This window comes from Paraburkholderia gardini (assembly GCF_907164545.1).
In the GTDB taxonomy this organism is placed as follows: Bacteria; Pseudomonadota; Gammaproteobacteria; order Burkholderiales; family Burkholderiaceae; genus Paraburkholderia; species Paraburkholderia gardini.
Window position 1 is genome coordinate 101739 of the sequence record NZ_CAJQZB010000002.1, and the last position, 24657, is coordinate 126395.

At 62.9% G+C, this 24657-nt stretch carries 28 protein-coding genes and 1 pseudogene; 23 read left to right on the forward strand and 6 right to left on the reverse strand.

All coding sequences use genetic code 11. The annotated features are described in order from the left end of the window. Window positions 1–33: 33 nt before the first annotated feature. The gene (gene gpmA / locus LPA37_RS02345; protein ID WP_228977346.1) at window positions 34–780 is read right to left on the reverse strand and encodes a 2,3-diphosphoglycerate-dependent phosphoglycerate mutase; all 747 of its coding nucleotides are present in this window, start codon (window positions 778–780) and stop codon (window positions 34–36) included. A gap of 146 nt (window positions 781–926) precedes the next feature. Between gpmA and LPA37_RS02350 the strand changes: the two genes are divergently transcribed. The 5 genes from LPA37_RS02350 to LPA37_RS02370 all read left to right on the forward strand — a co-directional run bounded on the left by LPA37_RS02350 (window position 927) and on the right by LPA37_RS02370 (window position 3914). After that, window positions 927–1352, forward strand: a complete 426-nt coding sequence (locus LPA37_RS02350) for a rhodanese-like domain-containing protein (protein WP_228977352.1) — start codon at window positions 927–929, stop codon at window positions 1350–1352. Beyond that, window positions 1349–1612: a glutaredoxin 3 gene (gene grxC, locus LPA37_RS02355; RefSeq protein ID WP_228977354.1), complete on the forward strand. Its 264-nt coding sequence runs from the start codon at window positions 1349–1351 to the stop codon at window positions 1610–1612. Before LPA37_RS02350 ends, grxC begins: the two co-directional genes overlap by 4 nt. A gap of 120 nt (window positions 1613–1732) precedes the next feature. Next, on the forward strand, window positions 1733–2209 hold the full coding sequence (gene secB, locus LPA37_RS02360) for a protein-export chaperone SecB (RefSeq protein ID WP_228977356.1): 477 nt from the start codon (window positions 1733–1735) through the stop codon (window positions 2207–2209). A 21-nt stretch (window positions 2210–2230) separates the two neighbouring features. Continuing rightward, complete coding sequence (locus LPA37_RS02365) at window positions 2231–3229, forward strand: NAD(P)H-dependent glycerol-3-phosphate dehydrogenase (RefSeq protein WP_229011297.1); 999 nt, start codon at window positions 2231–2233, stop codon at window positions 3227–3229. Window positions 3230–3359: 130 nt separating this feature from the next. After that, a complete protein-coding gene (locus LPA37_RS02370) occupies window positions 3360–3914 on the forward strand; it encodes an O-acetyl-ADP-ribose deacetylase (RefSeq protein WP_229011299.1) in 555 nt (184 codons plus the stop codon). Here the strand turns inward: LPA37_RS02370 and trmL are convergent. After that, the gene (trmL, locus tag LPA37_RS02375) at window positions 3887–4357 is read right to left on the reverse strand and encodes a tRNA (uridine(34)/cytosine(34)/5-carboxymethylaminomethyluridine(34)-2'-O)-methyltransferase TrmL (protein ID WP_228977362.1); all 471 of its coding nucleotides are present in this window, start codon (window positions 4355–4357) and stop codon (window positions 3887–3889) included. The two genes, LPA37_RS02370 and trmL, sit on opposite strands and share 28 nt — an antisense overlap. Window positions 4358–4376: 19 nt before the next feature. Further along, a complete protein-coding gene (locus LPA37_RS02380; RefSeq protein WP_229011417.1) occupies window positions 4377–5168 on the reverse strand; it encodes a ComF family protein in 792 nt (263 codons plus the stop codon). Between the two features lie 85 nt (window positions 5169–5253). Here LPA37_RS02380 and LPA37_RS02385 point away from each other — a divergent pair, with 85 nt between their 5' ends. The 8 genes from LPA37_RS02385 (at window position 5254) to LPA37_RS02420 (ending at window position 12504) form a co-directional block, all read left to right on the forward strand. Next, the gene (locus LPA37_RS02385) at window positions 5254–6219 is read left to right on the forward strand and encodes a methyltransferase domain-containing protein (RefSeq protein WP_228977363.1); all 966 of its coding nucleotides are present in this window, start codon (window positions 5254–5256) and stop codon (window positions 6217–6219) included. A 272-nt stretch (window positions 6220–6491) separates the two neighbouring features. Beyond that, entirely contained in the window at window positions 6492–6968 is a 477-nt protein-coding gene (locus tag LPA37_RS02390) for a DUF2244 domain-containing protein (protein WP_228977364.1), read from the forward strand. 88 nt (window positions 6969–7056) lie between these two features. Further along, window positions 7057–8709 carry a cytochrome c oxidase subunit II gene (gene coxB / locus LPA37_RS02395; RefSeq protein WP_228977366.1) on the forward strand — a complete coding sequence of 551 codons (1653 nt, stop codon included), beginning with the start codon at window positions 7057–7059 and terminating at the stop codon, window positions 8707–8709. A 43-nt stretch (window positions 8710–8752) separates the two neighbouring features. Further along, a complete protein-coding gene (gene ctaD / locus LPA37_RS02400; RefSeq protein WP_228977368.1) occupies window positions 8753–10360 on the forward strand; it encodes a cytochrome c oxidase subunit I in 1608 nt (535 codons plus the stop codon). Window positions 10361–10469: 109 nt separating this feature from the next. Continuing rightward, window positions 10470–10604, forward strand: a complete 135-nt coding sequence (locus LPA37_RS02405) for a cytochrome oxidase small assembly protein (protein ID WP_228977370.1) — start codon at window positions 10470–10472, stop codon at window positions 10602–10604. Between the two features lie 45 nt (window positions 10605–10649). Continuing rightward, a complete protein-coding gene (locus LPA37_RS02410) occupies window positions 10650–11264 on the forward strand; it encodes a cytochrome c oxidase assembly protein (protein WP_229011301.1) in 615 nt (204 codons plus the stop codon). Window positions 11265–11298: 34 nt separating this feature from the next. Further along, window positions 11299–11502: a DUF2970 domain-containing protein gene (locus tag LPA37_RS02415; protein WP_228977374.1), complete on the forward strand. Its 204-nt coding sequence runs from the start codon at window positions 11299–11301 to the stop codon at window positions 11500–11502. A gap of 144 nt (window positions 11503–11646) precedes the next feature. Continuing rightward, a complete protein-coding gene (locus LPA37_RS02420; protein WP_228977377.1) occupies window positions 11647–12504 on the forward strand; it encodes a cytochrome c oxidase subunit 3 in 858 nt (285 codons plus the stop codon). 262 nt (window positions 12505–12766) lie between these two features. Here the strand turns inward: LPA37_RS02420 and LPA37_RS02425 are convergent, their stop codons facing one another. Continuing rightward, the gene (locus tag LPA37_RS02425; RefSeq protein WP_228977379.1) at window positions 12767–12976 is read right to left on the reverse strand and encodes a twin transmembrane helix small protein; all 210 of its coding nucleotides are present in this window, start codon (window positions 12974–12976) and stop codon (window positions 12767–12769) included. 87 nt (window positions 12977–13063) lie between these two features. On the opposite strand from LPA37_RS02425, the gene LPA37_RS02430 reads away from it, so the two are divergent. Genes LPA37_RS02430 through LPA37_RS02450 form a run of 5 tightly spaced genes read left to right on the forward strand, consistent with a single transcriptional unit; the run spans window position 13064 to window position 17228 of the window. Further along, entirely contained in the window at window positions 13064–13780 is a 717-nt protein-coding gene (locus LPA37_RS02430; RefSeq protein ID WP_228977381.1) for an SURF1 family protein, read from the forward strand. Between the two features lie 48 nt (window positions 13781–13828). Continuing rightward, on the forward strand, window positions 13829–14530 hold the full coding sequence (locus LPA37_RS02435; protein WP_407672473.1) for an SCO family protein: 702 nt from the start codon (window positions 13829–13831) through the stop codon (window positions 14528–14530). 57 nt (window positions 14531–14587) lie between these two features. Further along, window positions 14588–15697, forward strand: coding sequence for a COX15/CtaA family protein (locus tag LPA37_RS02440; protein ID WP_228977383.1), 1110 nt, complete (start codon window positions 14588–14590; stop codon window positions 15695–15697). Between the two features lie 6 nt (window positions 15698–15703). Continuing rightward, window positions 15704–16609, forward strand: a complete 906-nt coding sequence (gene cyoE, locus LPA37_RS02445) for a heme o synthase (RefSeq protein WP_228977385.1) — start codon at window positions 15704–15706, stop codon at window positions 16607–16609. A gap of 4 nt (window positions 16610–16613) precedes the next feature. Next, on the forward strand, window positions 16614–17228 hold the full coding sequence (locus LPA37_RS02450; protein ID WP_229011303.1) for an SCO family protein: 615 nt from the start codon (window positions 16614–16616) through the stop codon (window positions 17226–17228). A 123-nt stretch (window positions 17229–17351) separates the two neighbouring features. Here the strand turns inward: LPA37_RS02450 and LPA37_RS02455 are convergent, their stop codons facing one another. Then, window positions 17352–17642, reverse strand: coding sequence for a YciI family protein (locus LPA37_RS02455; protein WP_228977389.1), 291 nt, complete (start codon window positions 17640–17642; stop codon window positions 17352–17354). A 229-nt stretch (window positions 17643–17871) separates the two neighbouring features. On the opposite strand from LPA37_RS02455, the gene LPA37_RS02460 reads away from it, so the two are divergent. Both LPA37_RS02460 and LPA37_RS02465 read left to right on the forward strand, forming a co-directional pair. After that, complete coding sequence (locus LPA37_RS02460) at window positions 17872–19689, forward strand: methyl-accepting chemotaxis protein (RefSeq protein WP_229011305.1); 1818 nt, start codon at window positions 17872–17874, stop codon at window positions 19687–19689. Between the two features lie 246 nt (window positions 19690–19935). Continuing rightward, window positions 19936–20748, forward strand: coding sequence for a MetQ/NlpA family ABC transporter substrate-binding protein (locus LPA37_RS02465; protein ID WP_228977394.1), 813 nt, complete (start codon window positions 19936–19938; stop codon window positions 20746–20748). Window positions 20749–20898: 150 nt separating this feature from the next. Here LPA37_RS02465 and LPA37_RS02470 read toward each other — a convergent pair. Then, window positions 20899–21345: pseudogene (locus LPA37_RS02470) on the reverse strand (MarR family winged helix-turn-helix transcriptional regulator); the annotation flags it as partial. Between the two features lie 382 nt (window positions 21346–21727). Between LPA37_RS02470 and LPA37_RS02475 the strand changes: the two are divergent. The 3 genes from LPA37_RS02475 to LPA37_RS02485 all read left to right on the forward strand — a co-directional run bounded on the left by LPA37_RS02475 (window position 21728) and on the right by LPA37_RS02485 (window position 24627). After that, on the forward strand, window positions 21728–22462 hold the full coding sequence (locus LPA37_RS02475; protein WP_228977396.1) for a GntR family transcriptional regulator: 735 nt from the start codon (window positions 21728–21730) through the stop codon (window positions 22460–22462). A 61-nt stretch (window positions 22463–22523) separates the two neighbouring features. Further along, on the forward strand, window positions 22524–23627 hold the full coding sequence (gene nagA, locus LPA37_RS02480) for an N-acetylglucosamine-6-phosphate deacetylase (protein ID WP_229011307.1): 1104 nt from the start codon (window positions 22524–22526) through the stop codon (window positions 23625–23627). Beyond that, window positions 23611–24627, forward strand: coding sequence for an SIS domain-containing protein (locus tag LPA37_RS02485; RefSeq protein ID WP_228977399.1), 1017 nt, complete (start codon window positions 23611–23613; stop codon window positions 24625–24627). Before nagA ends, LPA37_RS02485 begins: the two co-directional genes overlap by 17 nt. Window positions 24628–24657: the final 30 nt, after the last annotated feature.

Here is a 24657-nt window from a genome sequence, read left to right on the forward strand (position 1 = left end):
GTCTGTCTCCCGGCATTGCCGGCCAGGTGGTGTTCAGCCCGCCTTGCCCTGCTTCGCAACAGCGGCCTGTGCTGCCGCGATCGCGTCGGCATCGCCGAGGTAGTAGTGCCTGACCGGCTTCAGGTTCTCGTCGAGTTCATACACGAGCGGCACGCCGTTCGGAATGTTCAGCCCGACGATGTCGGCATCCGAGATGCCGTCGAGATACTTCACGAGCGCGCGGATCGAATTGCCGTGCGCGGCGATCAGCACCTTGCGGCCCGACTTGATGGCGGGTGCAATCGACTCGTTCCACACCGGCAGCACGCGCGCGACGGTGTCTTTCAGGCACTCGGTGAGCGGCAACTGATCACGCGGAACCTTTGCGTAGCGCGGGTCGTTGTAGGCCGTGCGGTCGTCGGACGGATCGAGCGCGGGCGGTGGCGTGTCATAGCTGCGGCGCCAGACCAGCACCTGTTCGTCGCCGTATTTCGCCGCCGTTTCGGCCTTGTTGAGGCCCGACAGCGCACCGTAGTGACGCTCGTTCAGCCGCCACGAATGGACGACCGGCAGGTACATCAGGTCCATCTGGTCCTGTACGTGCCACAGCGTGCGCACGGCGCGCTTGAGCACCGACGTGTACGCGATGTCGAACGTGTAGCCTGATTCCTTCAGCAGCACGCCCGCCTGCTGCGCTTCGCGGTTACCCTGTTCGGTCAGGTCGACGTCGACCCAGCCGGTGAATCGGTTTTCCTTGTTCCACGTCGATTCGCCGTGGCGGATGAGAACGAGTTTGTACATGGTGCCGGTCGGTAGTAAGGAAGCGGTAAAGCACGCTGGCGGGTCATTCGCAGGGGGCCGGACGGGTCGCCGCCATCGCGTCAGGCGGTTATTTTATAATGGGAAGATTGCCCTTTCCGATTTCTCTCTTTTTCGGCGGATTTTCCGTGAAGTTTTTCACCGATTACACAAACCTTGTACTCATCGCGATTGCCCTCATCTCCGGGGCGTTGCTCCTGTGGCCGGCGATCATCCGGCGCGGCCGCGGCGGCCTTTCCGCTGCCGAAGCCACGCAACTGATCAACCGGCGCAATGCCGTGGTCATCGACCTTCGTTCCACCGAGGATTTCAATAAAGGTCATCTTCCGTCGGCGCGTCACATCGAGTTCGCAGGCTTGCAGGCGAAAATCGGCCCGCTCGTGAAGAACAAGAGCAACCCGGTGCTGCTGGTGTGCCAGACCGGCCAGCAGTCGAACAAGGCGGTGCGCGTCGTTCAGGATGCGGGTTACGCCGAAGTCCATGTGTTGCAGGGCGGGCTCAACGCCTGGCAGCAGGCCGGCATGCCGGTCGTGAAACAAGGAGTTGCGAAGTGAACAAAGTGATCATGTACAGCACGCAGGTGTGTCCGTATTGCCAGATGGCCGAACGTCTTTTAAAGTCGCGCGGCGTCGAGCACGTTGAAAAAGTGCTCATCGACAAAGACCCGGCCCGCCGTCAGGAAATGATGACGCGCACCGGGCGGCGGACAGTGCCGCAGGTGTACATCGGCGAGACGCATGTTGGCGGTTACGACGATCTTTCCGCGCTCGATCGCGCGGGCGGTCTGGCGCCGCTGCTCGAAGCGGTCGCGTAACGTAGCAGCTCGCATCGCTTTGACCGGCGAGTCACGGCACTTTGACGCGGCTTACCCAAAAATCCGGCGGACCATCGGCGATGGCCCGCCGTCATGAATTTATCCAGGAACCATTCAATCATGTCTGACGAGAACAACCAGCCGTTCTTCAACATCCAGCGCATTTACCTGAAGGACATGTCGCTCGAGCAGCCGAACTCGCCGGCCATTTTCCTGGAACAGGACATGCCGTCGGTCGAAGTCGAAGTCGACGTGAAGGCTGAGCGCCTCGCCGACACGGTCTTTGAAATCCTCGTGACCGGCACGGTCACCGCCAAGGTCAAGGACAAGGTCGCGTTCCTGATCGAAGCCAAGCAGGCAGGTATTTTCGACATCCGCAACATCCCGGCGGAACAGATCGATCCGCTCGTCGGCATCGCATGCCCGACGATCCTGTTCCCGTACCTGCGCTCGAACATCGCCGACGCGATCACGCGCGCGGGCTTCCCGCCGATCCACCTCGCCGAAATCAACTTCCAGGCGCTCTACGAGCAACGCCTCGCGCAGCTCGGCGGCCAGGACGGCGTGCCCAACGGCAACGCGACCCAGACCCATTAAGGGACGCGTCCAGTGCCGGGCATGAAGGTCGCCGTTCTCGGCGCGGGCGCATGGGGCACCGCGCTCGCGGGCCATCTGGCCGCGCGGCACGATACGGTGCTCTGGGCGCGTGACAGCGCGCTCATTGCCGACCTTTCCTCGACGCAACGAAACGCCCGCTATCTGGCGGGCGTTTCGTTACCGTCCGCGCTTCGCTACGAAGCGGATCTTCAGGCAGCGCTCGCGCATTGCGCGGCAGACGATGCGTTGTGCGTTGTCGCGACACCGGTCGCCGGATTGCGCGGGCTGTTTCGCGCGATGCGCGATGCGGGCAGCGTGCCCGCGCACGTCGTATGGCTGTGCAAGGGTTTCGAGGCGGATACGCAGTTGTTGCCGCATCAGGTGGTCGCGGCGGAACTGGCGGGACACACGAGCAACGGTGTGTTGTCCGGGCCGAGCTTCGCGCGTGAAGTCGGGCAGGGGCTGCCGGTTGCGTTGACGGTGGCGAGCGGCGCGGCCGCGTGCCGCGAGCGCACGGTCGCGGCGTTTCATCACGGCGCGATGCGCATTTATACCGGCGACGACCTCGTCGGTGTCGAAGTCGGCGGCGCGGTCAAGAACGTGCTCGCCATCGCAACGGGCATTTCGGATGGCCTCGGCCTCGGTCTCAACGCACGTGCGGCGCTGATCACGCGTGGGCTCGCGGAAATGTCGCGGCTCGGCGTGACGCTTGGCGGCCGGGCGGAAACGTTCACGGGTCTCACGGGTCTGGGCGACCTGATTCTTACCGCAACAGGCGATCTGTCCCGCAATCGGACAGTGGGCGTGCAACTCGCCTCGGGTCGCCCGCTCGACGATATTCTCGGTGGCCTCGGTCATGTGGCCGAAGGCGTGCGATGCGCGCAGGCGGTGCTGGCCATCGCCCGCGCGCATGCCATCGACATGCCGATCACGCAGGCGGTTTGCGCCGTGCTGTTCGACGGTATCGCGCCACGCGATGCGGTCAGCGCGCTTTTACGCCGCGATTCGAAGGCCGAATAGTTTCGGCGTCCGGCGTCGCGTTTCCGACGCTGGACATTCGCTTCTTTCTCTCCATTCCCAGGCGCGGTTCCGAACCGCTGCGTTACCGCGTTGTCCACATGAAGACAGGCGTCCGGATACGGAGGTTGCCATGCTCTCGATCGGTCAATGCAGGCTCGAAGCGCGGGTCGTCGATATCACGACGCTCGCCGTCGATGCGATCGTCAACGCGGCGAACACGTCATTGCTGGGCGGAGGCGGCGTCGATGGTGCGATCCATCGTGCGGCGGGGCGCGAACTTTTACGCGAATGCGAGACGCTCGGCGGCTGCGCCACGGGCAATGCGAAGATCACCGCTGGCTACGGACTTCCAGCGAAACGGGTGATTCACGCAGTGGGCCCGGTATGGGGCGGTGGCGGCCACGGCGAGGCGGAACTGCTTGCCTCCTGCTATCGATGTTCGATGGAACTCGCTCAAGACACGCATTGCGCGAGCATCGCGTTTCCCGCCATCAGTTGTGGTGTTTATCGCTTCCCTGCGCAGCAGGCGGTACGGATTGCCGTGAGCACGGTGATCGAATCCTTGCGGCAAACGCCCGGCTCGATCCGACACGTGACGTTCGCCTGCTTCGACGATGCGATGTTCCGGCTATACGAAACCGAACTGGACAACGATCGTCAGGCGCCGCCTTCGAAACCTGCCTGACGCCACGCTTCGAACACGACCACAGCGACGGTATTCGACAGGTTCAGGCTGCGGTTGTCAGGACGCATCGGCAAACGCACACGCTGTTCGCCGGCGAATTGCGACAACACATGATCGGACAGCCCGCGTGTCTCGGCGCCGAACACGAACCAGTCGCCCGGCAGAAACGCATGATCGTGAAAGCGCCCCGAGCCGCGCGTCGTGAACGCGAACATGCGCGCGGCATCGGGCGATTCGGCGGTGATGAACGCGTCCCAACTGGCGTGCACATGCATCTGCGCGTACTCGTGATAGTCGAGGCCGGCGCGGCGCATCTTCGCGTCGTCGAGCGGAAAACCGAGCGGTTCGATCAGATGCAGCCGCGCGCCGGTGTTCGCGCACAGGCGGATCACGTTGCCGGTATTCGGCGGAATTTCGGGCTCGACGAGAACGACGTTGAACATGGTTTGAACAGGTTGGAAACTAGTTTTTCGGTGTGCGCAGCGCGGTGAAGCACGTGACGCGTCGTGCGCCTGCCTGCCTGAGCGTACGCGCGACGGCTTCCAGCGTGGCGCCCGAGGTCATCACGTCGTCGACAATTCCGACATGCAATCCTTCCACGGGTTTTGCCACGGCAAACGCGTGCCCGACGTTGCCGCGCCGCGCGTCGAGATCGAGCCGCGACTGCGGCGCGGTATCGATGATGCGCCGGATCAGCGTCGCATCGCGCCGTATTTCCAGTGCATCTGCGAGCGGCTTTGCGATTTCCCACGCCTGGTTGTATCCACGCGCGACCAGCCGGCGGCGTGCGAGCGGGACGGGCGCGATCACCTCGGGGCGCGAGCCGGCGTCGAGCGAATCTTGTGCGAGGTGCGCGAGCCGTTCGCCGAACTCGCGAGCCAGCATGAGCCCCGCGCGAAACTTCAGCCCAAGCACCAGCGAATCGAGCGGCGCACGATAATCGGCGAGCGCGAAGGTCGCGTCGAATGCGGGCGGCGCGGTAACGCAATCGCCGCAGCGATACCGGTCGCGCTTCTGGCTGCTCCGCCGCACCGACGCCGCGAGCGGAATCGCGCAGACCGTGCAGCGCAGACGCGCTTCGTTCCAGTACGCCGCGTCGCAGCCATCGCATAACGTTCGCTGCGACAAATTGCCGCATAGCCCGCAAAGTGTCGGCAACGCGAACGCAGCCACCTGCTGGCAGAGGGAGCGGACCTGACGCGAGACGATCGCGAAACGGTCTCGCGACGACGGGGAAACGAACGTGACCGGCATGGCTGAATGTGCCCGCAAAGGCCTCCTGCACTGAAGCAAAGGGAGCGAGCGAGTATACTTCGCACTCTTCGTCCGTTCGACCGCCATGCCCCCAACTTCCGCCAAAACCAGCCGTCCGGCCTACGATTCGCGGCGCTTGCGACGGATTTTCGATCGCCGCGCCGCGACTTTCGACGAAGTCGCGTTCCTGCCGCGCGAAATCGCGCAACGCATGCGCGAGCGTCTCGATTTCATCAAGATGAGTCCGGCGAGCGTGCTCGATGCAGGCTGCGGCGCGGGCGACGACCTTCCCCTGCTGCGCGAGCGGTTCCCCGAAGCGCCGGTATTCGGTACCGACCTGTCGCACGCGATGCTGCGCCGCGCGTTGCATCACGACGCCGGCGACACCACCTGGCGACGCTTTCTGCCGGCATCGATCAGCAAGGCGCTCGGCGCGCGCGGTCCGCGTTTCGCGCAGGCCGATTTCTCGGCGTTGCCGTTCGCGCATGGCGCGTTCGAATTCGTCTGGTCCAACCTCGCCCTGCACTGGCATTCGCGTCCCGACCTCGTCTTTCCCGAGTGGCAACGTGTGCTGAAGGTGAACGGTCTGCTGATGTTCAGCACGGTCGGTCCCGACACGCTCAAGGAATTGCGGGGTGCGTGGGCCGAAGTCGAGGCGTCGCACGGCGTGAGTTCGCGCGCGCATGTAATCGACTTCGTCGACATGCACGATCTCGGCGACATGCTCGTCGAGAGCGGATTCGAGATCCCGGTCATGGATCAGGAAGTGCTTACCATCACCTACAAGTCGCCGGAGTCGCTGCTCGAGGATGTGCGCCGCTGGGGCGCCTACCCGTTTGAGCGCGAAACCGCTTCGCCGGGCACGTCAAGGCGTCTGCACAAGGCGTTACTGTCGGCGCTCGAAGCCCGCCGGCGGCCCGACGGCACGATCGCGCTCACCTTCGAAGTCATCTACGGACACGCGTGGAAAGCAGTGCCGCGGACCACGGCCGAGGGCCATGGCATCGTGCGGATCGAGGACATCGGACGAGGTTCATCGAAGAATCGGTGATGCGGTAAAGATGACATCTGTTATGTCTGAAATTACCACTGCAAAAGACGTCAACGAGGTGCGTCAAAACGGCGCAGAAGCTTGTCGCTACTGGCTTGCAAGCCGATAGTGCATTGCTTGTGGATGCCATTGAACGCGCCTATAATGCGTCAGTTTGTCGCCCGGCGTTCCCGCATTTGGTGCGGCAGATCAAGGCGGGAATAGACAGGAATCAGGCCGAAAGCGTCGAAAGTAGCGGTGTCAGGGACGTTACAGGGTGCAGGGAGGCAGCGATGCAAGCGTCCGGTCTGCTGGCGGATTCAGAACCGGTCCTGAAAGACTGGACCATGAAGCGTAACTGTTCGGTTTCACCGCGGCAGTTCGTTGGCTTCTATGTGTCGCTTGCGCTGGTCTCGTCGGCGATCGCTTTCATGCTTTTGCTGTGCGGCGCGTGGCTGGTGTTGCCGTTCACGGGTATCGAGCTGCTGACGGTAGGTGTCGCGTTTGCCATCTATGCGCGTCACGCTGTGGATTACGAGCGCATCCGGCTTTATCCGAACCGGCTGGTGATTGAGCAGGTGAGTGCGGAGCAGATCACGCAATTCGAATTCAATCCGCGCTGGGTGCGGGTCGAAACCGGAGCAACGCCGCGTGACCGGATCACGCTGGTGTCGCGTGGTCAGGCGGTGATGATCGGGCAGCATCTCGCGCAGTACCGGCGTGCCCAGTTCGCTGGCGAATTGCGAGTGTGGCTTGGACGTTGCGATTAGATGCACCGAGCCGTATGCCGTTCCCGGACAGAGCGGAAAATGCGCGGTTAAAAGCGCGGAAAGCCTTCCAGCGGGGTCGAGGGTTTGAATGGAAATTTTGGGTAAGGAAGCTATGAAAACAATCAAGCGAGCCCTCATGGGCGTGCTGGCGTTTAGCGGGATGTTCTTCGCCGGTGCGGCCATGGCAGTCGGTAACAGTCCGGGCGGCCCAGCCGTCAACGAGATCAATCTCCAGCCGCCTGCTACAAAAATCGCTGAGGAGCTCTACAACCTCCACACGTTCATGCTGATTCTCTGCACGGTGATCTTCATCGCCGTGTTCGGCGTGATGTTCTATTCGATCTTTGCCCACCGCAAATCGAAGGGCCACAAAGCCTCCAATTTCCACGAAAGCACCACCGTCGAAATCATCTGGACGATCGTGCCGTTCATCATCGTCATTCTGATGGCGCTGCCCGCCACCAAAACCGTCGTAGCGATGAAGGACACGACCAACGCCGATCTCACCGTCAAGGTCACCGGCTATCAGTGGAAGTGGGGCTACGACTACGTGAAGGGCCCGGGCGAAGGCATCAGCTTCCTTTCCACGCTGGCTACGCCGCGTGCTGAAACGGACGGCAGCCAGCCAATTTCCGATACGTATCTGCAGGAGGTCGACAATCCGCTGGTCGTGCCGGTCGACAAGAAGATCCGCATCATCACCACCGCGAACGACGTCGTTCACTCCTGGTACGTGCCGGCCTTCGGCGTGAAGCAGGATGCGATTCCGGGCTTCGTGCGCGACACATGGTTCAAGGCCGACAAAACGGGCACCTTCCGTGGTTTCTGCACCGAACTTTGCGGCAAGGAACACGCGTTCATGCCGGTCGTCGTGAAGGTCCTGTCGGCTGAGGATTACGCGGCGTGGGTCGACGGCGAAAAGAAGAAGATGGCCGCCGGCGCCGACGATCCGAACAAGACGTACACGCTCGCTGAACTGACGGAGCGCGGCAGCAAGGTCTACGCGGCGAACTGCGCGGTCTGCCACCAGCCGAACGGCAAGGGCGCGGGCGCATTCCCGGCACTCGACGGCAGCAAGATCGCCAACGGTCCGATCGCGCAACACGTCAGCCTCGTGCTGAAGGGCAAGAATGCAATGCCTTCGTGGGCACCGACGTTGAACGACGTCGAGATCGCTTCGGTTATCACGTACGAACGTAACTCGTGGGGCAATCACACCGGCGACATCCTGCAGCCGAAGCAGGTCGCCGACGCCCGTAACGGCAAGCTGCCGGAAGGCGGCAACCATCTGGCTGACGCAGGCGCAGGTGCCGCAGCAGGTGCGAGCGACGCAGCCGCGGCGAGCGGCGCCGAGGCGGCTTCGGGCGAGGCACCGGCATCGGCTGGCGCAGCGGGCTCGGACAGCGCGGCTTCGGCTCCGCAGGCAGGCCTGCCTGCCAGCGTCTACTTCGAGACGGGCAAGAGCGCGCTGCCGGCCGACGCGAAAGCGGCGGTGGACGCGGCGGCTGCGTACGCGAAGGCGCATCCTGACGCGAAGTTCACGCTGTCGGGTTTCACCGACAAGACGGGTTCGGCCAGCGTCAACGCGAAGCTCGCGAAGACCCGCGCGGAAGCCGTGCGTGACGCGCTGAAGGCCGCGGGCATCGCCGAAGACCACATCATTTTGAAGAAGCCGGAAACGATCACGGGCGGTGCTGACGCGAAAGAAGCCCGGCGTGTCGAGATCAGCGCAGCGGCCTGACGTGTCACGGTCAGCATTGCAGTATTCGTTTTAGGAGATTGTCATGTCTAGCATCGGACACGATGTAGCCGCTGGTCACGAGCACGACGGCCACGCCCATGAGTTGCCGCACGGCTGGCGTCGCTGGCTGCACGCCACCAACCACAAGGATATCGGTACGCTGTACCTGATCTTCTCGTTCGTCATGTTCCTGTCCGGGGGCGTGATGGCGCTGGCGATCCGTACCGAACTGTTCGAGCCGGGTCTGCAGATCATGCGTCCCGAGTTCTTCAACCAGCTGACCACCATGCACGGCCTGATCATGGTGTTCGGCGCGATCATGCCGGCATTCGTCGGCTTCGCGAACTGGATGGTGCCGCTGCAGATCGGCGCATCCGATATGGCCTTCGCGCGGATGAACAACTTCAGCTTCTGGCTCCTGCCGGTGGCTGCCGTGCTGCTGGTCAGTTCGTTCTTCGCACCGGGCGGCGCGACCGCCGCGGGCTGGACGCTGTATGCACCGCTGTCCACCCAGATGGGCCCGGGCATGGACTTCGCGATTTTCGCGCTCCATTTGATGGGCGCCTCGTCGATCATGGGCGGTATCAACATTGTCGTGACGATCCTGAACATGCGCGCCCCGGGCATGACGCTGATGAAAATGCCGATGTTCGCGTGGACGTGGCTCATCACCGCCTACCTGCTGATCGCCGTGATGCCGGTTCTGGCAGGCGCGATCACGATGGTGCTGTTCGACCGTCACTTCGGCACGTCGTTCTTCAGCGCGGCTGGCGGCGGCGACCCGGTGATGTACCAGCACATCTTCTGGTTCTTCGGTCACCCCGAGGTGTACATCATGATCCTGCCGGCGTTCGGGATCGTTTCGCAGGTGATCCCGGCGTTCTCGCGCAAGCCGCTGTTCGGCTATAGCTCGATGGTGTACGCGACGGCTTCGATCGCGATCCTGTCGTTCATGGTCTGGGCGCACCACATGTTCGCAACCGGCATGCCGGTGACGGGCCAGCTGTTCTTCATGTATGCGACGATGCTGATCGCCGTGCCGACGGGCGTGAAGGTGTTCAACTGGGTTGCCACGATGTGGCGCGGTTCGCTCTCCTTCGAAACGCCGATGCTGTTCGCGGTGGGCTTCCTGTTCGTGTTCACGTTCGGTGGCCTGACAGGCCTGATGCTCGCGATGGCGCCGCTCGACATCCAGTATCACGGTACGTATTTCGTGGTCGCCCACTTCCACTATGTGCTGGTGGCAGGTTCGCTGTTCGGTCTCTTCTCCGGCTGGTACTACTGGTCGCCGAAGTGGACCGGCTGGATGTACAACGAGACGCGCGGCAAGATCCACTTCTGGGCGTCGATGATCTTCTTCAACCTCGCGTTCCTGCCGATGCACTTCGTGGGTCTCGCCGGCATGCCGCGTCGTTACGCCGACTACCCGGCGCAGTTCACCGACTGGAACCAGGTCATCTCGATCGGCGCCTTCGGCTTCGGTCTGGCACAGGTCTATTTCCTGTTCGCGGTTGCACTGCCGACCTATCGCGGCGGTGGCGAACTCGAGAAAGCATCGGACAAGCCGTGGGACGGTGCAACGGGTCTCGAATGGACCGTGCCGAGCCCGGCTCCGTTCCATACGTTCGAAAACCCGCCGACCGTCGAATAAGATGCTTCGGTCAATGCATCCCGGTTCGGCCAGAAGCCGTTTGAACCGGGATGCGAGACGGGTGGTGGCAGCGTAGCCGCCCGTTCAGTAAAGTACCCAGAAATTGAGCATGATCCGGAATTCACAGCAAAGACGTACTCCCGAGCAGATTCGCGCGGGCAACAAGCGGCTGGGTTTGATTCTGCTCGTCGTGGTGATTGCGTTTTTTGCGGCCGCGGTGATCAAGCAGGTGTGGTTTAGCTGACCGCGCTGTCTGACCCTGCCCAGGCAGCGTGATTGAGGAAGTTCGATGTCGAAGCACCCGCCGGCCGAGGCCGACCGCTCTTTTAACCGTTCGATGCTGATCAAGCTGTTCGTCGTCGCGCTGATGATGTTCGGCTTCGGGTTCGCGCTGGTACCGATGTATCGCGCGATCTGTCAGGTTACGGGCATCAACAACCTCGTGCAGCGCGATGCAACGGAGCGCGAGGCGAAGAATACGCAGGTCGACATGGGCCGCATGATTTCGATCGAATTCGATGCGAACGCGCGTGGCCCGCTCGGTTTCAAGCCGGAACAGCACAGCATGGACGTGCATCCGGGTGAAGTAACAACAGTGATGTATCAGGTCAGCAACGAGCAGGCGCGCACGGTTCACGCGCAGGCGATTCCGAGCTACGCGCCGCGCGAGGCGACCGGGTACTTCAAGAAGATCGAATGTTTCTGTTTCACGCAGCAGACGCTGGCTGCAAACGAAACGAAGCGGTTGCCGGTGGTGTTCGTCGTCGATCCGAAACTGCCGAAGGATGTGAAGACGATCACGCTGTCGTACACGTTCTTCGAACTGAATACGCCGGCGCCGACAACGAAAGGCACCGCGAACGAGGCGGCTGGTACGGGCATCAAGGCGCCGAACCCCGCCTGACGGCGCGTGATGCAGGCAAGGGAAGGCGACGCGAATGAGCGACAACGGTGGGCGCAGAAGCAGTTTCATGCAGTCGATGAGGGCTGTGATGTGGTCGTTTCTGGGGGTGCGCAAACGGCGCGATCTCGAAGCGGACGCGACGCATCTCAATCCGCTGCATGTGATCGTCGCAGCGCTGATTTGCACGGCGATCTTCATTGGCGTGCTGATCTTCGTGGTGCGCCTCGTGGTCGGATAAAGCTGTCCCGGAGATAGCGGGTAGCGCGGGTCCAGGATGGCCCACAAATTAGCGTGAAACGGTGCGGTATCCACGCGCCGTCGAAGATAAAACCGGAACCAACCGGACCAAGCGGAACAACTGGACTGAAGTGGAGAATCAAGAATGAGCGGTCAAAACGAGAGCCCGTACTATTTCGTACCGCATCCGTCGCGGCACCCGATCAGCGCGGCGGTCGGGCTGCTGGTCATGCTCGGATCGCTTGCGTCGTGGATCAACGATGCGAGCTGGGGGCCCCTCGGCGTGGCCGTCGGCCTGCTGTGGCTGCTCTTCACGTTGTGGCACTGGTTCGGCGATGCAATCTCCGAATCGGAAAGCGGCATGTACGGCAAGCGTGTCGACGCGTCGTACCGCTGGAGCATGAGCTGGTTCATCTTCTCCGAAGTGATGTTCTTCGGCGCGTTCTTCGGTGCGCTGTTCTATGCACGCGAAATCGCACTACATCAGCTCGGCAGCCTCGATTACAAGCTGATCTGGCCGGATTTCTCGGCGGTGTGGCCGAACAACGGTCCTGCTGCGCTCGTCTCGCATTTCAAGTCGATGCAGCCGTGGCCGGTGCCGACCATCAATACCGCGCTGCTGTTGTCGTCGGGCGCGACGCTGACCGTGTCGCACCATGCGCTGCGTGAGGATCATCGTCGCAAGGCAATCGTCTGGCTGGCCGCGACGCTCGTGCTTGGCGTCAGCTTCCTGTTCCTCCAGGCCTTCGAATACTTTCACGCGTACAACGAACTGAACCTGACGCTGGCTTCAGGCGTGTATGGCTCGACGTTCTTCCTGCTGACCGGTTTCCACGGTTTCCACGTGTTCCTCGGCGGCACGATGCTGGCAGTCGTCCTGGTGCGCATGATCCGCGGCCATTTCACGGCGGATCATCACTTCGCGTTCGAAGGCGCGGCCTGGTACTGGCACTTTGTGGACGTCGTGTGGCTCGGGCTGTACGTTGTCGTGTACTGGCTGTAAAGCTGTCGGACCTGCATCGGCGGTTATTTCGCGGATGCGGCCTGCTGCGTTTCGGATAATTCGAACGAAGCGCGGAAACTGGATGGCAGTAAGCAGTAACCACGCAGCGCCGCCCCCGACCCTGTCAGGGCGGCGTTTTGCTTCATGGATCGGGTGACGTGACGGACTTCACCGTGACCACGATTCAGTGCCCCAGGGTCCAGATGAGCGTCGCAGGACGTCACCGCGAGCAGGCAGGCGTCAGCGGGCGCCTGCCGAAACATCAGCGGCCGATCGGGATACCGGTCGACTGGATCCAGCCCATCCAGTGTGCGAACAGGATGAACAGGAAAAGCGAGATCGAGAGGCCGACGCGCGTAGCGAGCGACCAGACCATCCGCTTCGACTGGCCCCGGTCGTGCATCATGAAATACAGCGCCGAAGCCATGCTGGCGATGATGAGGACGAAGGCGATGGGAATGAGGATATGCATGGAACCAGTTGACGGTCGGGAACGCAAATGTAAGACGTTCATTATCTCACCGTGTATCGCAAGGCGTGTGCCCGCAGGTGGTGTGCGATGAAGTTTCGGCTTGTTCCCGTCGTGCTGATTCTGATCGTCGTCGCCGTGACGGTGCGGCTTGGTTTCTGGCAGCGCGACCGTGCGCATCAGAAGGAAGCGCTGCAGGCGCACATCATGCAGTTCGAGCATGCGCCGGCGCAAACTGTTACCGCCGCGCCCATCGCGCTGAAGGACATCGAATTCCATCACGTGCGCGCGCTCGGCAGCTTCGTGCCGGAGAAGGTCGTGTATCTGGACAATCGGCCGTATAACGACCAGCCAGGTTTTTACGTCGTGATGCCCTTTAAACTGCACGATGGTGGCTACGTGCTCGTCAATCGTGGCTGGTTGCCGCGCAACATGAACGATCGCGAGGAAATAAAGTCGTTCGTCACGCCGAAGGGCGAGATCGAAATCAAGGGCATCGCGCGTGCCGATGCGAGCAAGGCTTACGAGCTTGGGCAAGGAGGATCGGCCGCACATCAGCAGATTCGCCAGAATCTCGATGTCCACGCCTACGCGGCTGAAACGGGTTTGCCGCTGCAACCGTTCGTGATCCAGCAGTTGAGCGACGACGGCGACATGCTGGTACGCGACTGGCCCGTGCCCACGACGGGCGTCGAGACGAACTACGGCTACATGTTCCAGTGGTGGGGCATGGCCGCCGCGGCGATCGGATTCGGGCTATACGCGGCCCGTCGCGCCGCGAAGAAAGAGCACGCGCCCAGCGCGTAAATGCATCGCGCGCGATGACGGGTCGTTACCGGCCGTCATCGCGCAATCATGGAAAGAGGTCCTGTAGTGTCGACGCAATCTCCCCGCTCTCCGCAATCCGGAAAAACCGCGCAGCGCGGCCAGCCGGCTTCCAACGGTGCATCGAACGGCGCGCCGCCCGCGCGCCAGGGCTCGTGGCAACGCGGCCGCTGGATGATGCTGCTGATCGCGGTCATCTGCGCGGCGCCCGTGATCGCTTCGTACATCACGTACTACGTGATCAAGCCAAAGGGCGGCACGACGAGTTACGGCACGCTTGTCGAACCGCAGCGTCCGATTCCCGACTCGCTCACCGTTATCGGCGAAGACGGCAAGCCGATGCCGCTCACGTCGCTGCGCGGTCGCTGGCTGCTGGTTTCGGTGGACGGCAGCGCGTGCGACAAGGCCTGCGTCACGAAGCTGTATTTCATGCGCCAGATCCGCGCGACGCAGGGCGGCGAACGCGGGCGCGTCGTCAACGTATGGCTGCGTACCGATCCGTCGACTGTTCCGGACGTCGTCAAACGCGCCTACGACGACACCGACATGCTGATCGTCGATCCGTCCGCCGTGGCCGCGTGGCTGCCGGTTGACAGCGGCACGAAGCTGACCGACCACATCTTCGTGGTCGATCCGAACGGCAATCTGATGATGCGGTTTCCGAAAGATCCGGACCCGGGCAAGATCAAGGGCGACGTGACGAAGCTGCTCAAATGGTCGAGCATCGGCTGATGTGACGGTGCCGCGCCCGCGCCGTGGCGCACCGTTTTTCGCGAGAAGGGTAGAGAGATGTTTGTTTTGCAACTCGGCCTGATTGGTCTGTGCATTGCGCTGTTGCCGCTGTCGTACGTCTGGGTCAAGGCCGACGACAACAAGTTTCGCAAGCTCGTCTGGATCACGACCTTCCTGACGCTCGACCTCGTGATGTTCGGCGGCTTCACACGTCTGACCGATTCCGGCCTCGGCTGTCCGGACTGGCCGGGCTGTTACGGCACGTCATCGCCGTTCATCGCGCATGCCGCGATCCACGCGGCGTATCAGGCGATGCCGGGCGGGCCGGTGAGCATGTCAAAGGCGTGGATCGAAATGATCCACCGCTACTTCGCGATGGCGATCGGCGTGCTGATCATCGCGCAGACGCTGATCGCGTGGACGGCGAAGCTGCGTCGCCGGCCGCTGCACGTGTCGCCGTGGTGGCCGACTTCGCTGTTGCTGCTGATCCTCGTGCAAGGCGCGTTTGGCGCGTGGACCGTGACGATGAAGCTGCAGCCCGCAATCGTGACGACGCACCTGCTGCTCGGTCTCGCGCTGCTCGGCACGCTCGGCTGGCTGGCGGCGCGCCAGACACCGCTGCCCTCCTTTGAACCTGCAGCCGCCCGCTGGCGCGCGGCCGCGCTCGCCGCGCTGGTCCTGCTGATCGTGCAGATCGCGCTGGGCGGCTGGGTGAGCACGAACTACGCGGTTCTCGCGTGCACCGATTTCCCGACCTGCAACGGCCAGTGGATTCCGCCGATGAACTTCGCGCGCGGCTTTCACCTGTGGCGTGCGCTCGGCATGACCGGCGACGGCGACTTCATCACGCAGGACGCACTGGTCGCGATTCACTGGACGCATCGCACGTTCGCGTTCGTCGTAATCGCGTATCTCGTGTGGTTCGCGCTGAAAGTGCGCCGCTTCGAATCGTTGCGGCGGCCGGCGAACGGCGTGCTGCTGGTCGTCGTGATCCAGTTCATCACCGGTCTGTCGAACATCGTCCTGCAATGGCCGCTGCCCATTGCAGTCGCCCATAACGGCGGTGCCGCGATCCTGCTGCTGCTGCTCGTTATGCTAAACTTTCGAATCGCTTATAGCCGTCCCGGCCGCGCAGTGTTGCCCGCGCGCGATGCCGCGCCAGCGTGACCCCACATGGACAGCACAACTCTTCCCCATCATCCCGGTAGCCGGATCTCCCAGTACATCGCGCTGACGAAGCCGCGTGTCACGCAGCTCGCCGTGTTCTGCGCGGTCATCGGCATGTTCCTGTCGACGCCCGGCATGGTGCCGTGGAAGCCGCTGATCGGCGGCACGATCGGCATCTGGCTGCTGGCCGCCGGCGCATTTGCGATCAACTGCCTCGTCGAACAGAAAATCGACGCGAAGATGCGCCGCACCGCATGGCGCCCGTCCGCGCGCGGCGAGATCACCACGATGCAGATCCTCGTGTTTTCGGCCGTGCTCGGCAGCGTCGGCATGTGGACGCTCTACACGTTCGCCAACGCGTTGACGATGTGGCTCACGGTTGCCACGTTTGTCGGCTACGCGGTCATCTATACGCTGCTGCTCAAGCCCGCCACGCCGCAGAACATCGTGATCGGCGGTGCCTCGGGCGCGATGCCGCCCGCGCTCGGCTGGGCGGCCGTCACCGGTCACGTGCCGGGCGATGCGTGGATTCTCGTACTCATCATTTTCGTCTGGACGCCGCCGCATTTCTGGGCGCTCGCGCTTTACCGCCGCAAGGATTACGAAAACGCCGGTCTGCCGATGCTGCCCAATACGCACGGCGAGAAGTACACGCGTCTGCATATCCTGCTCTACACGGTGATTCTCTTCGCCGTCACGCTGATGCCGTTCGTTTCCGGCATGAGCGGTGTCCTGTATCTCGCGGCGGCCGTGGTGCTGGGCGCCGTGTTTCTCGGCTATGCGTGGAAAATCTATCGGGAATATTCCGACGCGCTCGCCCGCAAAACCTTCCGTTATTCGATCGTTTATCTGTCGCTGCTGTTCCTGGCGCTTCTGGTCGACCACTACGCTCGCGTTCTCGTTGGCGCATAACACCATGCTCACACTCAGGCTTGCGCGCGCGGCGCGCGTCGCCGTAGCTGCCTGCGCGCTTGGCGGCGCGCTCCTGATGGCCGGCTGCAACAAGGCGCCCGCGTTTCAGAATCTCGATATCACCGGCAATACGCAGTTCGGCGCCGATTTTTCGTTGCCCGACACGAGCGGCAAGATGCGCACGATGGCCGACTTCAAGGGCAAGGTGGTGGTGTTGTTCTTCGGCTACACGCATTGCCCGGATGTCTGCCCGACGACGATGGCCGAACTGTCGCAGGCGCTGCAGCAACTCGGGCCGAAGGATGCGCAGCGCGTGCAGGTGCTGTTCGTGACGGTCGATCCTGAGCGCGATACGCCCGAACTGCTGGCGCAATACGTGCCGGCGTTCAATCCGGCGTTTATCGGCCTGCGGCCTGCCAACGATGCACAGCTCGTCAAGGTGGCGAAGGACTTCCGGGTCTACTACGCGAAGGTGCCGGGCAAGACGCCCGACAGCTACACGATGGATCACACCGCCGCGAGTTATGTGTTCGATCCGGACGGCAAGCTGAGACTCTTCGCCCGCGACGGGCAGGGCGCCGCGCCCTGGGTGCACGACATCAAGCTGCTGCTCGACTGACTGCTGTTCGACGGCAGTCCGGGGAGCGAGAGCGCAACGCAGCGCGAAATAACGAAACAACGAACGAAATAACAACGAACGGCCGGTGAGTCTCACCGGCCGTTTTCTGCTGGCGCCCGCGTTTTACGACAGCGCGGGCAGATTCAGCCCCGGCGCGAGCCGCGTGGCCTTGAATTCCTCGACGGTGTAGGTGGCCAGTTGTTGCTGCGCGAACGGATCGGTGGCGAGGATGGCGTCCAGCCGTTCCCGGTCGATTCGCACTGCAAGGATGATCCCGCCCGTACGCGGCAGCTTCGGCCCGGCAGCGATAAACACGCCTGCATCAAATTGTTGCCCGAGGAATGCACGGTGCGCTTCGAGCGCGTCGTCGATGCGATCGAGCGATGCGGTGTAGGTGATGTTGACGACGTACATGACAGCTCCTGAAAAATGGGCCGGCGCAGCCCGCCGGTGCTTCGCCATTATCGTTCAGCGCGAAAACCAGTGCCGCTGGATTCGGGCGCCTGCGGCGGCCGCGCTGGCGGCATCCCTGTTTTTCTCAAGTCGGTGAAACTTTCAGCCGTTATACAACTTGCAATCGTTTGCGCTCAAAAGGCGCGGGCGAGCGCAAACCGAAAGAAACCACACGAAAGAGACCAACACAATGAGCAGGATGAGTCTGAACCGCAAGCTGTGGCTGTCACTTGCGCTCGTATGGCTGGGGTTGCTGGGCGTCGGGCTATGGAGCGCGGTCGAGACGCGCGGCACCATGCTTGCCGAGCGCAAGGCCGGCATGGTGAATCTCGTCGAGGCGGCGCAGGGCGTCGTCAACGGTTATTACACGCTCGTTCAAAGCGGCAAGCTGGGCGAAGCCGATGCGCAGCGTGAAGCGCTCGCGCGTCTCGCGACCATGCGCTACGGCGAATCCGGATACCTCTTCGTGATGGATTCGAAGCCGGTCGTGCTGATGCATCCGACGTTGCCGCAAATGGACGGCAAATCCGTCGGCGACTTCAAGGATCCGGACGGCAAGCTGCTCTACGTATCGATCGTCGATGCGGCGAAGGCAAGCGGCCGCGGTTTCGCCGAATATCGTGGCCGCCTGCCGCACAGCGAAACGGCCGTACCCAAGATCAGCTACGTAGTGCATTTCGCGCCGTGGGACTGGAACATCACGAGCGGTGTTTTCATCCGCGACATCGACACGACGTACTACCGGACGCTGCTCGGCCACCTGATCGTGGTGCTCCTGATCGGCGCGGCGATTTCGGTGGCGATGGTGCTGATCATCCGCAACGTGCGCGGCAGCCTGGGCGGCGAGCCTGAGCACGCGGCGCGTCTTGCTGCGAGCATCGCGCAAGGCGATCTGACGCAGACCGTCGCGCTGCGCCCGAACGACAGCACCAGCATGATGGCCGCGATGAACCAGATGCAGGCGCGCCTGCAACGGACGATCGGCGAGATCCGTCGTTCGGCGGAATCGATCGCGTCGGCGACGCAGCAGATCGCGACCGGCAACAGCGACCTGTCGCAACGCACGGAGCAACAGGCCGCATCGCTGCAGGAAACGGCCGCAAGCATGGAACAGCTGACGGCGACAGTGAAGCAGAATGCCGACAACGCGCGCCAGGCGAGCGGACTCGCGCACAACGCGTCGGATATCGCGACGCGCGGCAACGATGTCGTGAGCCGCGTGATCGGCACGATGAGCGAGATCAACGAAAGCTCGCACAAGATTTCTGACATCATCGGCGTGATCGAGGGCATCGCCTTCCAGACCAACATTCTCGCGTTGAACGCGGCGGTGGAAGCCGCGCGTGCCGGTGAGCAGGGACGCGGCTTCGCGGTGGTGGCGGGCGAAGTGCGGAGCCTCGCGCAACGTTCGGCGACCGCGGCAAAGGAAATCAAGCAACTGATCGGCGACTCCGTGGAACGCGTGCACAACGGCTCGGAGCTCGTCGGCCAGGCCGGCGCGACGATGGGCGAAATCCTGCAGGCGGTGCGTCGCGTGACCGACATCATGGGCGAGATCGCGGCGGCATCCGAGGAACAGAGCAGCGGCATTTCGCAGGTCGGCCGCGCCGTCACGCAGATGGACGAAGTCACGCAGCAAAACGCGGCGCTCGTCGAAGAAGCGGCCGCCGGTGCCGCCTCCCTGCAGGATCAGGCAGCGCGTCTGCACGACACCGTGAGCGCGTTCCGTGTCGAAGAACAGGCGGGCCGCGTCGAGCCGTCCGTGCGCACTGCTGCGCGCGCACTGCAATCGCCGACGACCCGCGCGACCGCATCTGCATCTGCATCTGCGTCCGCACGCGCAACTGCAACCACACGCGCGGCGGCAAAACCCGCGCCGAAGCCCGCCGCTCGCGATGATGCCGTCAGCGCCATGGCAGGTCGCGACACCGCGAACACCGCGAAATCGCCGGTGGATGCGATTGCTGCCAGCGCCGCCGCGCCTGGTGACGACTGGACGACGTTCTGATTCACGCTTCACCCAGGCGGGCCGCCGGCGAACTGGCGGCCCGCTGTCCGATACGCCTCGCTTTTCCCTTCATCTGCTTCGTCCTCCTCGCCTCGCCTGCATATCCATATGCCATCGCGGTATTTCCCTTCGCATGGGGCGTATGAGACCATTTACGGTCCCGCGGACTGCGAAAACAAAAGACAGTCCCGGCGCGTCTCTCGCGAACTATCGAAACTGAATCAACGCAACACAATCGGGAAATCCATGCAGCGTAGAACACTCCTCAAAACCCTCTCCGCCGTCCTCGCGACGGCCGCATTCGCGACCAGCTTCATCGCGCACGCCGACGACAAGATCATCAAGGTCGGCACGATCAGCGGTCCCGACGCGCAGATCTGGGCGGTCGTCCAGAAAGTCGCGAAGCGCGAGGGCCTGAACGTGAAGGTCATCGAATTCAACGACTACGTGCAGCCGAACGCCGCGCTCGACGCAGGCGACCTCGACGCCAACAGCTTCCAGCATCAGCCCTACCTCGACAGCCAGGTCAAGCAGCGCGGCTACAAGATCGTGAATGCCGGTCTCACGTACATCTCGCCGCTTGGTATCTATTCGAAGAAGCTGAAGTCGGTGAAGGATCTCGCGCAAGGCGCGAAAGTCGCCGTGCCGAACGATCCGTCGAATGAAAACCGGGCGCTGCTGTTGCTGCAATCGCAGGGCGTGATCAAGCTGAAGGCCGGCGCGGGCACGAACGGCAACAATGCGACGCCGCTCGACGTCGCCGAAAACCCGAAGAAGGTGAAGCTGATCGAACTGGACGCCGCGCAATTGCCGCGTTCGCTGTCGGACGTCGATGCCGCCGCGATCAACACGAACTTCGCGCTCGCCGCCGGGCTGCAACCGGCCAAAGATGCGATCGCGCTCGAAGACATCCATAGCCCGTACGCGAACCTGATCGCCGTGCGCACGCAGGACAAGGACAAGCCGTGGGTGAAGAAACTGGTCGCGGCGTATCAGTCGGAAGACGTGCGTCAGTTCATCAAGACGGAATTCAAGGGCTCGGTCGTGCCGTCATTCTGATTCGCTGGATCGTGGGCAATCCGCGATCCAGAATCAACGAGCGGCAAGCAGAAGCGCCATGGGCAACCCTGGCGCTTTTTTGTTGTCCGCGTGGACGAACGAAAAGGCAGGCCAGTCGCGAGTCCCTGCAATCGCCGGTCAGTTCCCGCCGTGCCGGATCTCGCTGCCGAGCAACCGCTCGATCAACTGCATCGCCGCGACGAGCTGCTCCTGCTCCGCCGGATCTAGCCGTGTCAACTGCGCGCATACCTCGTCGTTGGCGGCTTCGTCGAGCGGTTCATATGCTGCGCGGCCTGCGTCGGTGAGCGCGAGCAGCGACTGGCGCGCGTCGACTTCGGAAGGGCGACGTGAAATCAGGTTGCGACGCTCAAAGCTTGTGAGCAGGCGGCTCAGGTAGCCGCTATCGAGGCCCAGATTGCGGATGAGCGCCGCCGCGGTATCCGCGCGACCACGCTGCAACTCATGCAGCACGCGCACTTCGGTCAACGAGAACGGACTTCTCTGCAGGCGCTCGTGCAGCGCGCCGATGCGCTGCGTATAGAAGCGGTTGAAATGGCGCACCACCTGAGCGCGCTGCAGTATCGCGGGATCGGTCAACGTAGGCTCTCCGATGTTCTTTTCGACGATCAGGCCGTCACTCTATATGTGATTCCGTCCCTTTTACAAATTCGGGTCAAAAGCGGATGAGGTCGATACGCGGTTGCTGGTATTAAAGAGGTATGTACTTTGTGCAGACTGGGCTCTTATGGGGCAGACCAGTGGCCTCTTTTTTGGTGTTAAAACAGGCTTGTACGGGTAAATCCTGATCTCCGCAGTGTTGATAAAGCACCCTTGAATATCTTAATAAATTGTTTTATATCAATATGTTATGTGAATTTCTTGAGTCTGGATCGACGTGGTTTGACTGGTATTATGTTGGTTATATAATGGGCTCCACGTTCAAGAAGCCGTGCTCTCGTTCCCCGATCGCCGGAGCCCCATGGAAACTCGCTGGTCCGCCCTGATGCCTGACGCGCGTAACGTCACGCCGCTCTACCTGCAGCTCGCGCGCAATCTCGCGACGGCGATCCATTGCGGCGTCTGGTCGGCCGGCGAGGCGCTGCCGTCCGAGCGCACGTTGTCCGACGCCATCGGCGTTTCGCGCATTACCGCGCGCAAGGCAATCGAACTGCTCGTCGAGCAGGGTCTGATTCGCCGCGCGCGGGGCGCCGGCAGCTTCATCACGCCGCGCGTCGAAGATCCGCTCTCCCGTCTCACCGGTTTCACGAAGAAGATGGAGCAGCGCGGCTTCCATCCCGATTCCGTGTGGCTCGAACGCGAAATCCGTTCGGCGAATCGCGAGGAAGTCGTGCATCTCGGCCTGTCGCCGGGCGCACCGGTCGCGAGTCTGCGGCGTCTGCGCCGCGCCGACGGTATCGTGATGGCGGTCGAACACTCGGCGCTGCCTGCTTCGATCGTGCCGGACCCGCAGGCCATCGGCCTGTCGCTTTACAGCTATCTGGAGCAACGCGGTATGGCCGTGGTACGCGCGCTGCAGCACTTCCGGGCCGTCAACGCAACGAGCGAGATTGCCGGCCTGATGGATATCGAGCCGCGCACCGCACTGCTCGTGATCACCCGCGTCGGCTACAGCGCCGACCAGCGCGCGATCGAACTCACCGACACCTATTGCCGCGACGACTACTACGACTTCGTCGCTGAACTGCGGCAGTAGCGCGGAACAGAACCAGGCGGAAGCAGTCATGAAAATGCACGATGCATCATCAGAGAGACACATGCTGACCGGAAACATACTCACCACCGATGGCTGGATCAACGGCACGATCGAATTCGAGAACGGCCGCATCACATCGCTGAAAGGCGAGCGCGCCGATCCTTCGCAGAACGGCGATCCGTACATCCTGCCGGGCTTCATCGACCTGCACGTGCATGGCGGCGGCGGCTCCGACGTGATGGAATCCGGCAACGCGATCGAGACGATCACCCGCACGCACGCACGTTTCGGTACGACGAGCCTGCTCGCCACCACGATGACCGCACCGCGTGCCGAACTGATGAACGTCGTCGCGAATCTCGGCGACGTGGTGCGCGTGCGTACGCCGGGCGGCGCACGGGTGCTCGGCGTGCATCTGGAAGGCCCGTACATCAACCCCGGCAAGCTTGGCGCGCAACCGGACGCGGCGGTTTCCGCCGTGCTCGACGAGGTGCTGAAGTATCTGTCGATCGCGCCGATCCGCGTCGTCACGCTGGCGCCGGAAATTTCCGGCCACATGGACATCATTAGCGAGATGGCGGCGCACGGCGTGCGTGTGCAGCTCGGCCATTCGCTCGGTACGTACGACGACGCGGTCGCCGCGATGAAGCACGGCGCGTGCGGTTTCACGCATCTGTTCAACGCGATGTCGCCGCTGCATCACCGCAATCCTGGCCTTGTCGGCGCCGCGCTCGCGCATGCCGAATTCGCCGAAATCATTCCTGACCTGCTGCACGTGCATCCGGGCGCGATCCGCGCCGCGATGCGCGCGATTCCGCGCCTGTATGTGGTGACCGACAGCACGTCGGCAACCGGCATGCCGGACGGCGAATATCGCCTTGGCAGCCAGCACGTCACGAAGTGCCTCGGCGGCGTGCGTCTCGCCGACGGCACGCTCGCCGGCAGCACCCTGACGATGGATCAGGCGCTGCGCAACCTTGTCTCGCTCGGCCTGCCGATGGCCGATGTTTCAAACCGTCTGTCGCGCTACGCCGCCGACTACCTGGGCATCGAGGATCGCGGCCGTATCGCGCGCGGTGCATGGGCCGATGTGGTCGTGTTCGATCGTGAACTGGCGTTGACCGCGACATACGTCGAAGGAGAATCGATTGTCGAATATGCTTGATGAAGCGTTGGCGTCCGCCGACGTAGTCGCCGCACAGCTTGCGGATACGTCGCGGGTCGAAGCCCTCGCGCACAAACTCGCGGAATTGCCGCGGCATGTCGCGCTGACGGTCGCACGCGGCAGTTCGGACCACGCGGCGAGTTATTTCGCAAGCCTCACGATGAGCCGTCTCGGCGTGCCGGTCGCATCGTTGCCGATGTCGGTCGCGACGCTGCAGCAGGCGCCGCTCAAGGTGCGCGATCAGGTCGCGCTCGCATTTTCCCAGTCGGGCAAGAGCCCGGACCTCGTCGGTACGATGGTCGCATTGCGCGACGCCGGCGCGCTGACAATTGCCGCGGTGAACGCGCCGTCGTCGCCGCTCGCGGATGCCTGCGAGTTTCATCTGCCGCTGCTGGCGGGCCCGGAACTGAGCGTCGCCGCGACCAAGAGCTACATCGCGATGCTGGCGTTATCGGCGCAGCTCGTCGCGCGCTGGCAGCGCGACGAAGCCCTGCTGGCTGCGTTGAACACGCTGCCGGACGCGTTGCGCCAGGCCGGTGCGCTCGACTGGAGCAAGGCCGTCGAGGCGCTGCGTGGCGTCGAACGCATGATCGTGATCGGCCGGGGGCTCGGCCTCGCGATCGCGCAGGAAGCGGCGCTGAAGCTGAAGGAAACGTCGGGTATTCAGGCGGAAGCGTTTTCGAGCGCGGAAGTGCGTCATGGTCCGATGGAACTGATCGGCCGCGACTATCCGCTGCTGGTTTTCGCACCGCGCGGTCCCGAACAGGCAGGCCTGATCCAGCTTGCGCGCGACATGCGGGCGCGCGGCGCACATGTGCTGCTCGCCGCACCGGCCGACGTGCCGGAAGCGACGTTGCCGCTCGTCTCCACCGATCATCCGGCGCTCGATCCCGTCGCCGCGATTCTTTCCTTTTATGTGATGGCCGACGGTCTCGCCGCCGCTCGCGGACGCAATCCCGATGCACCGCGCCATCTGAATAAAGTCACCGAAACTCACTGATCGAGATATCAGATGCGACGTGTTGAGGAG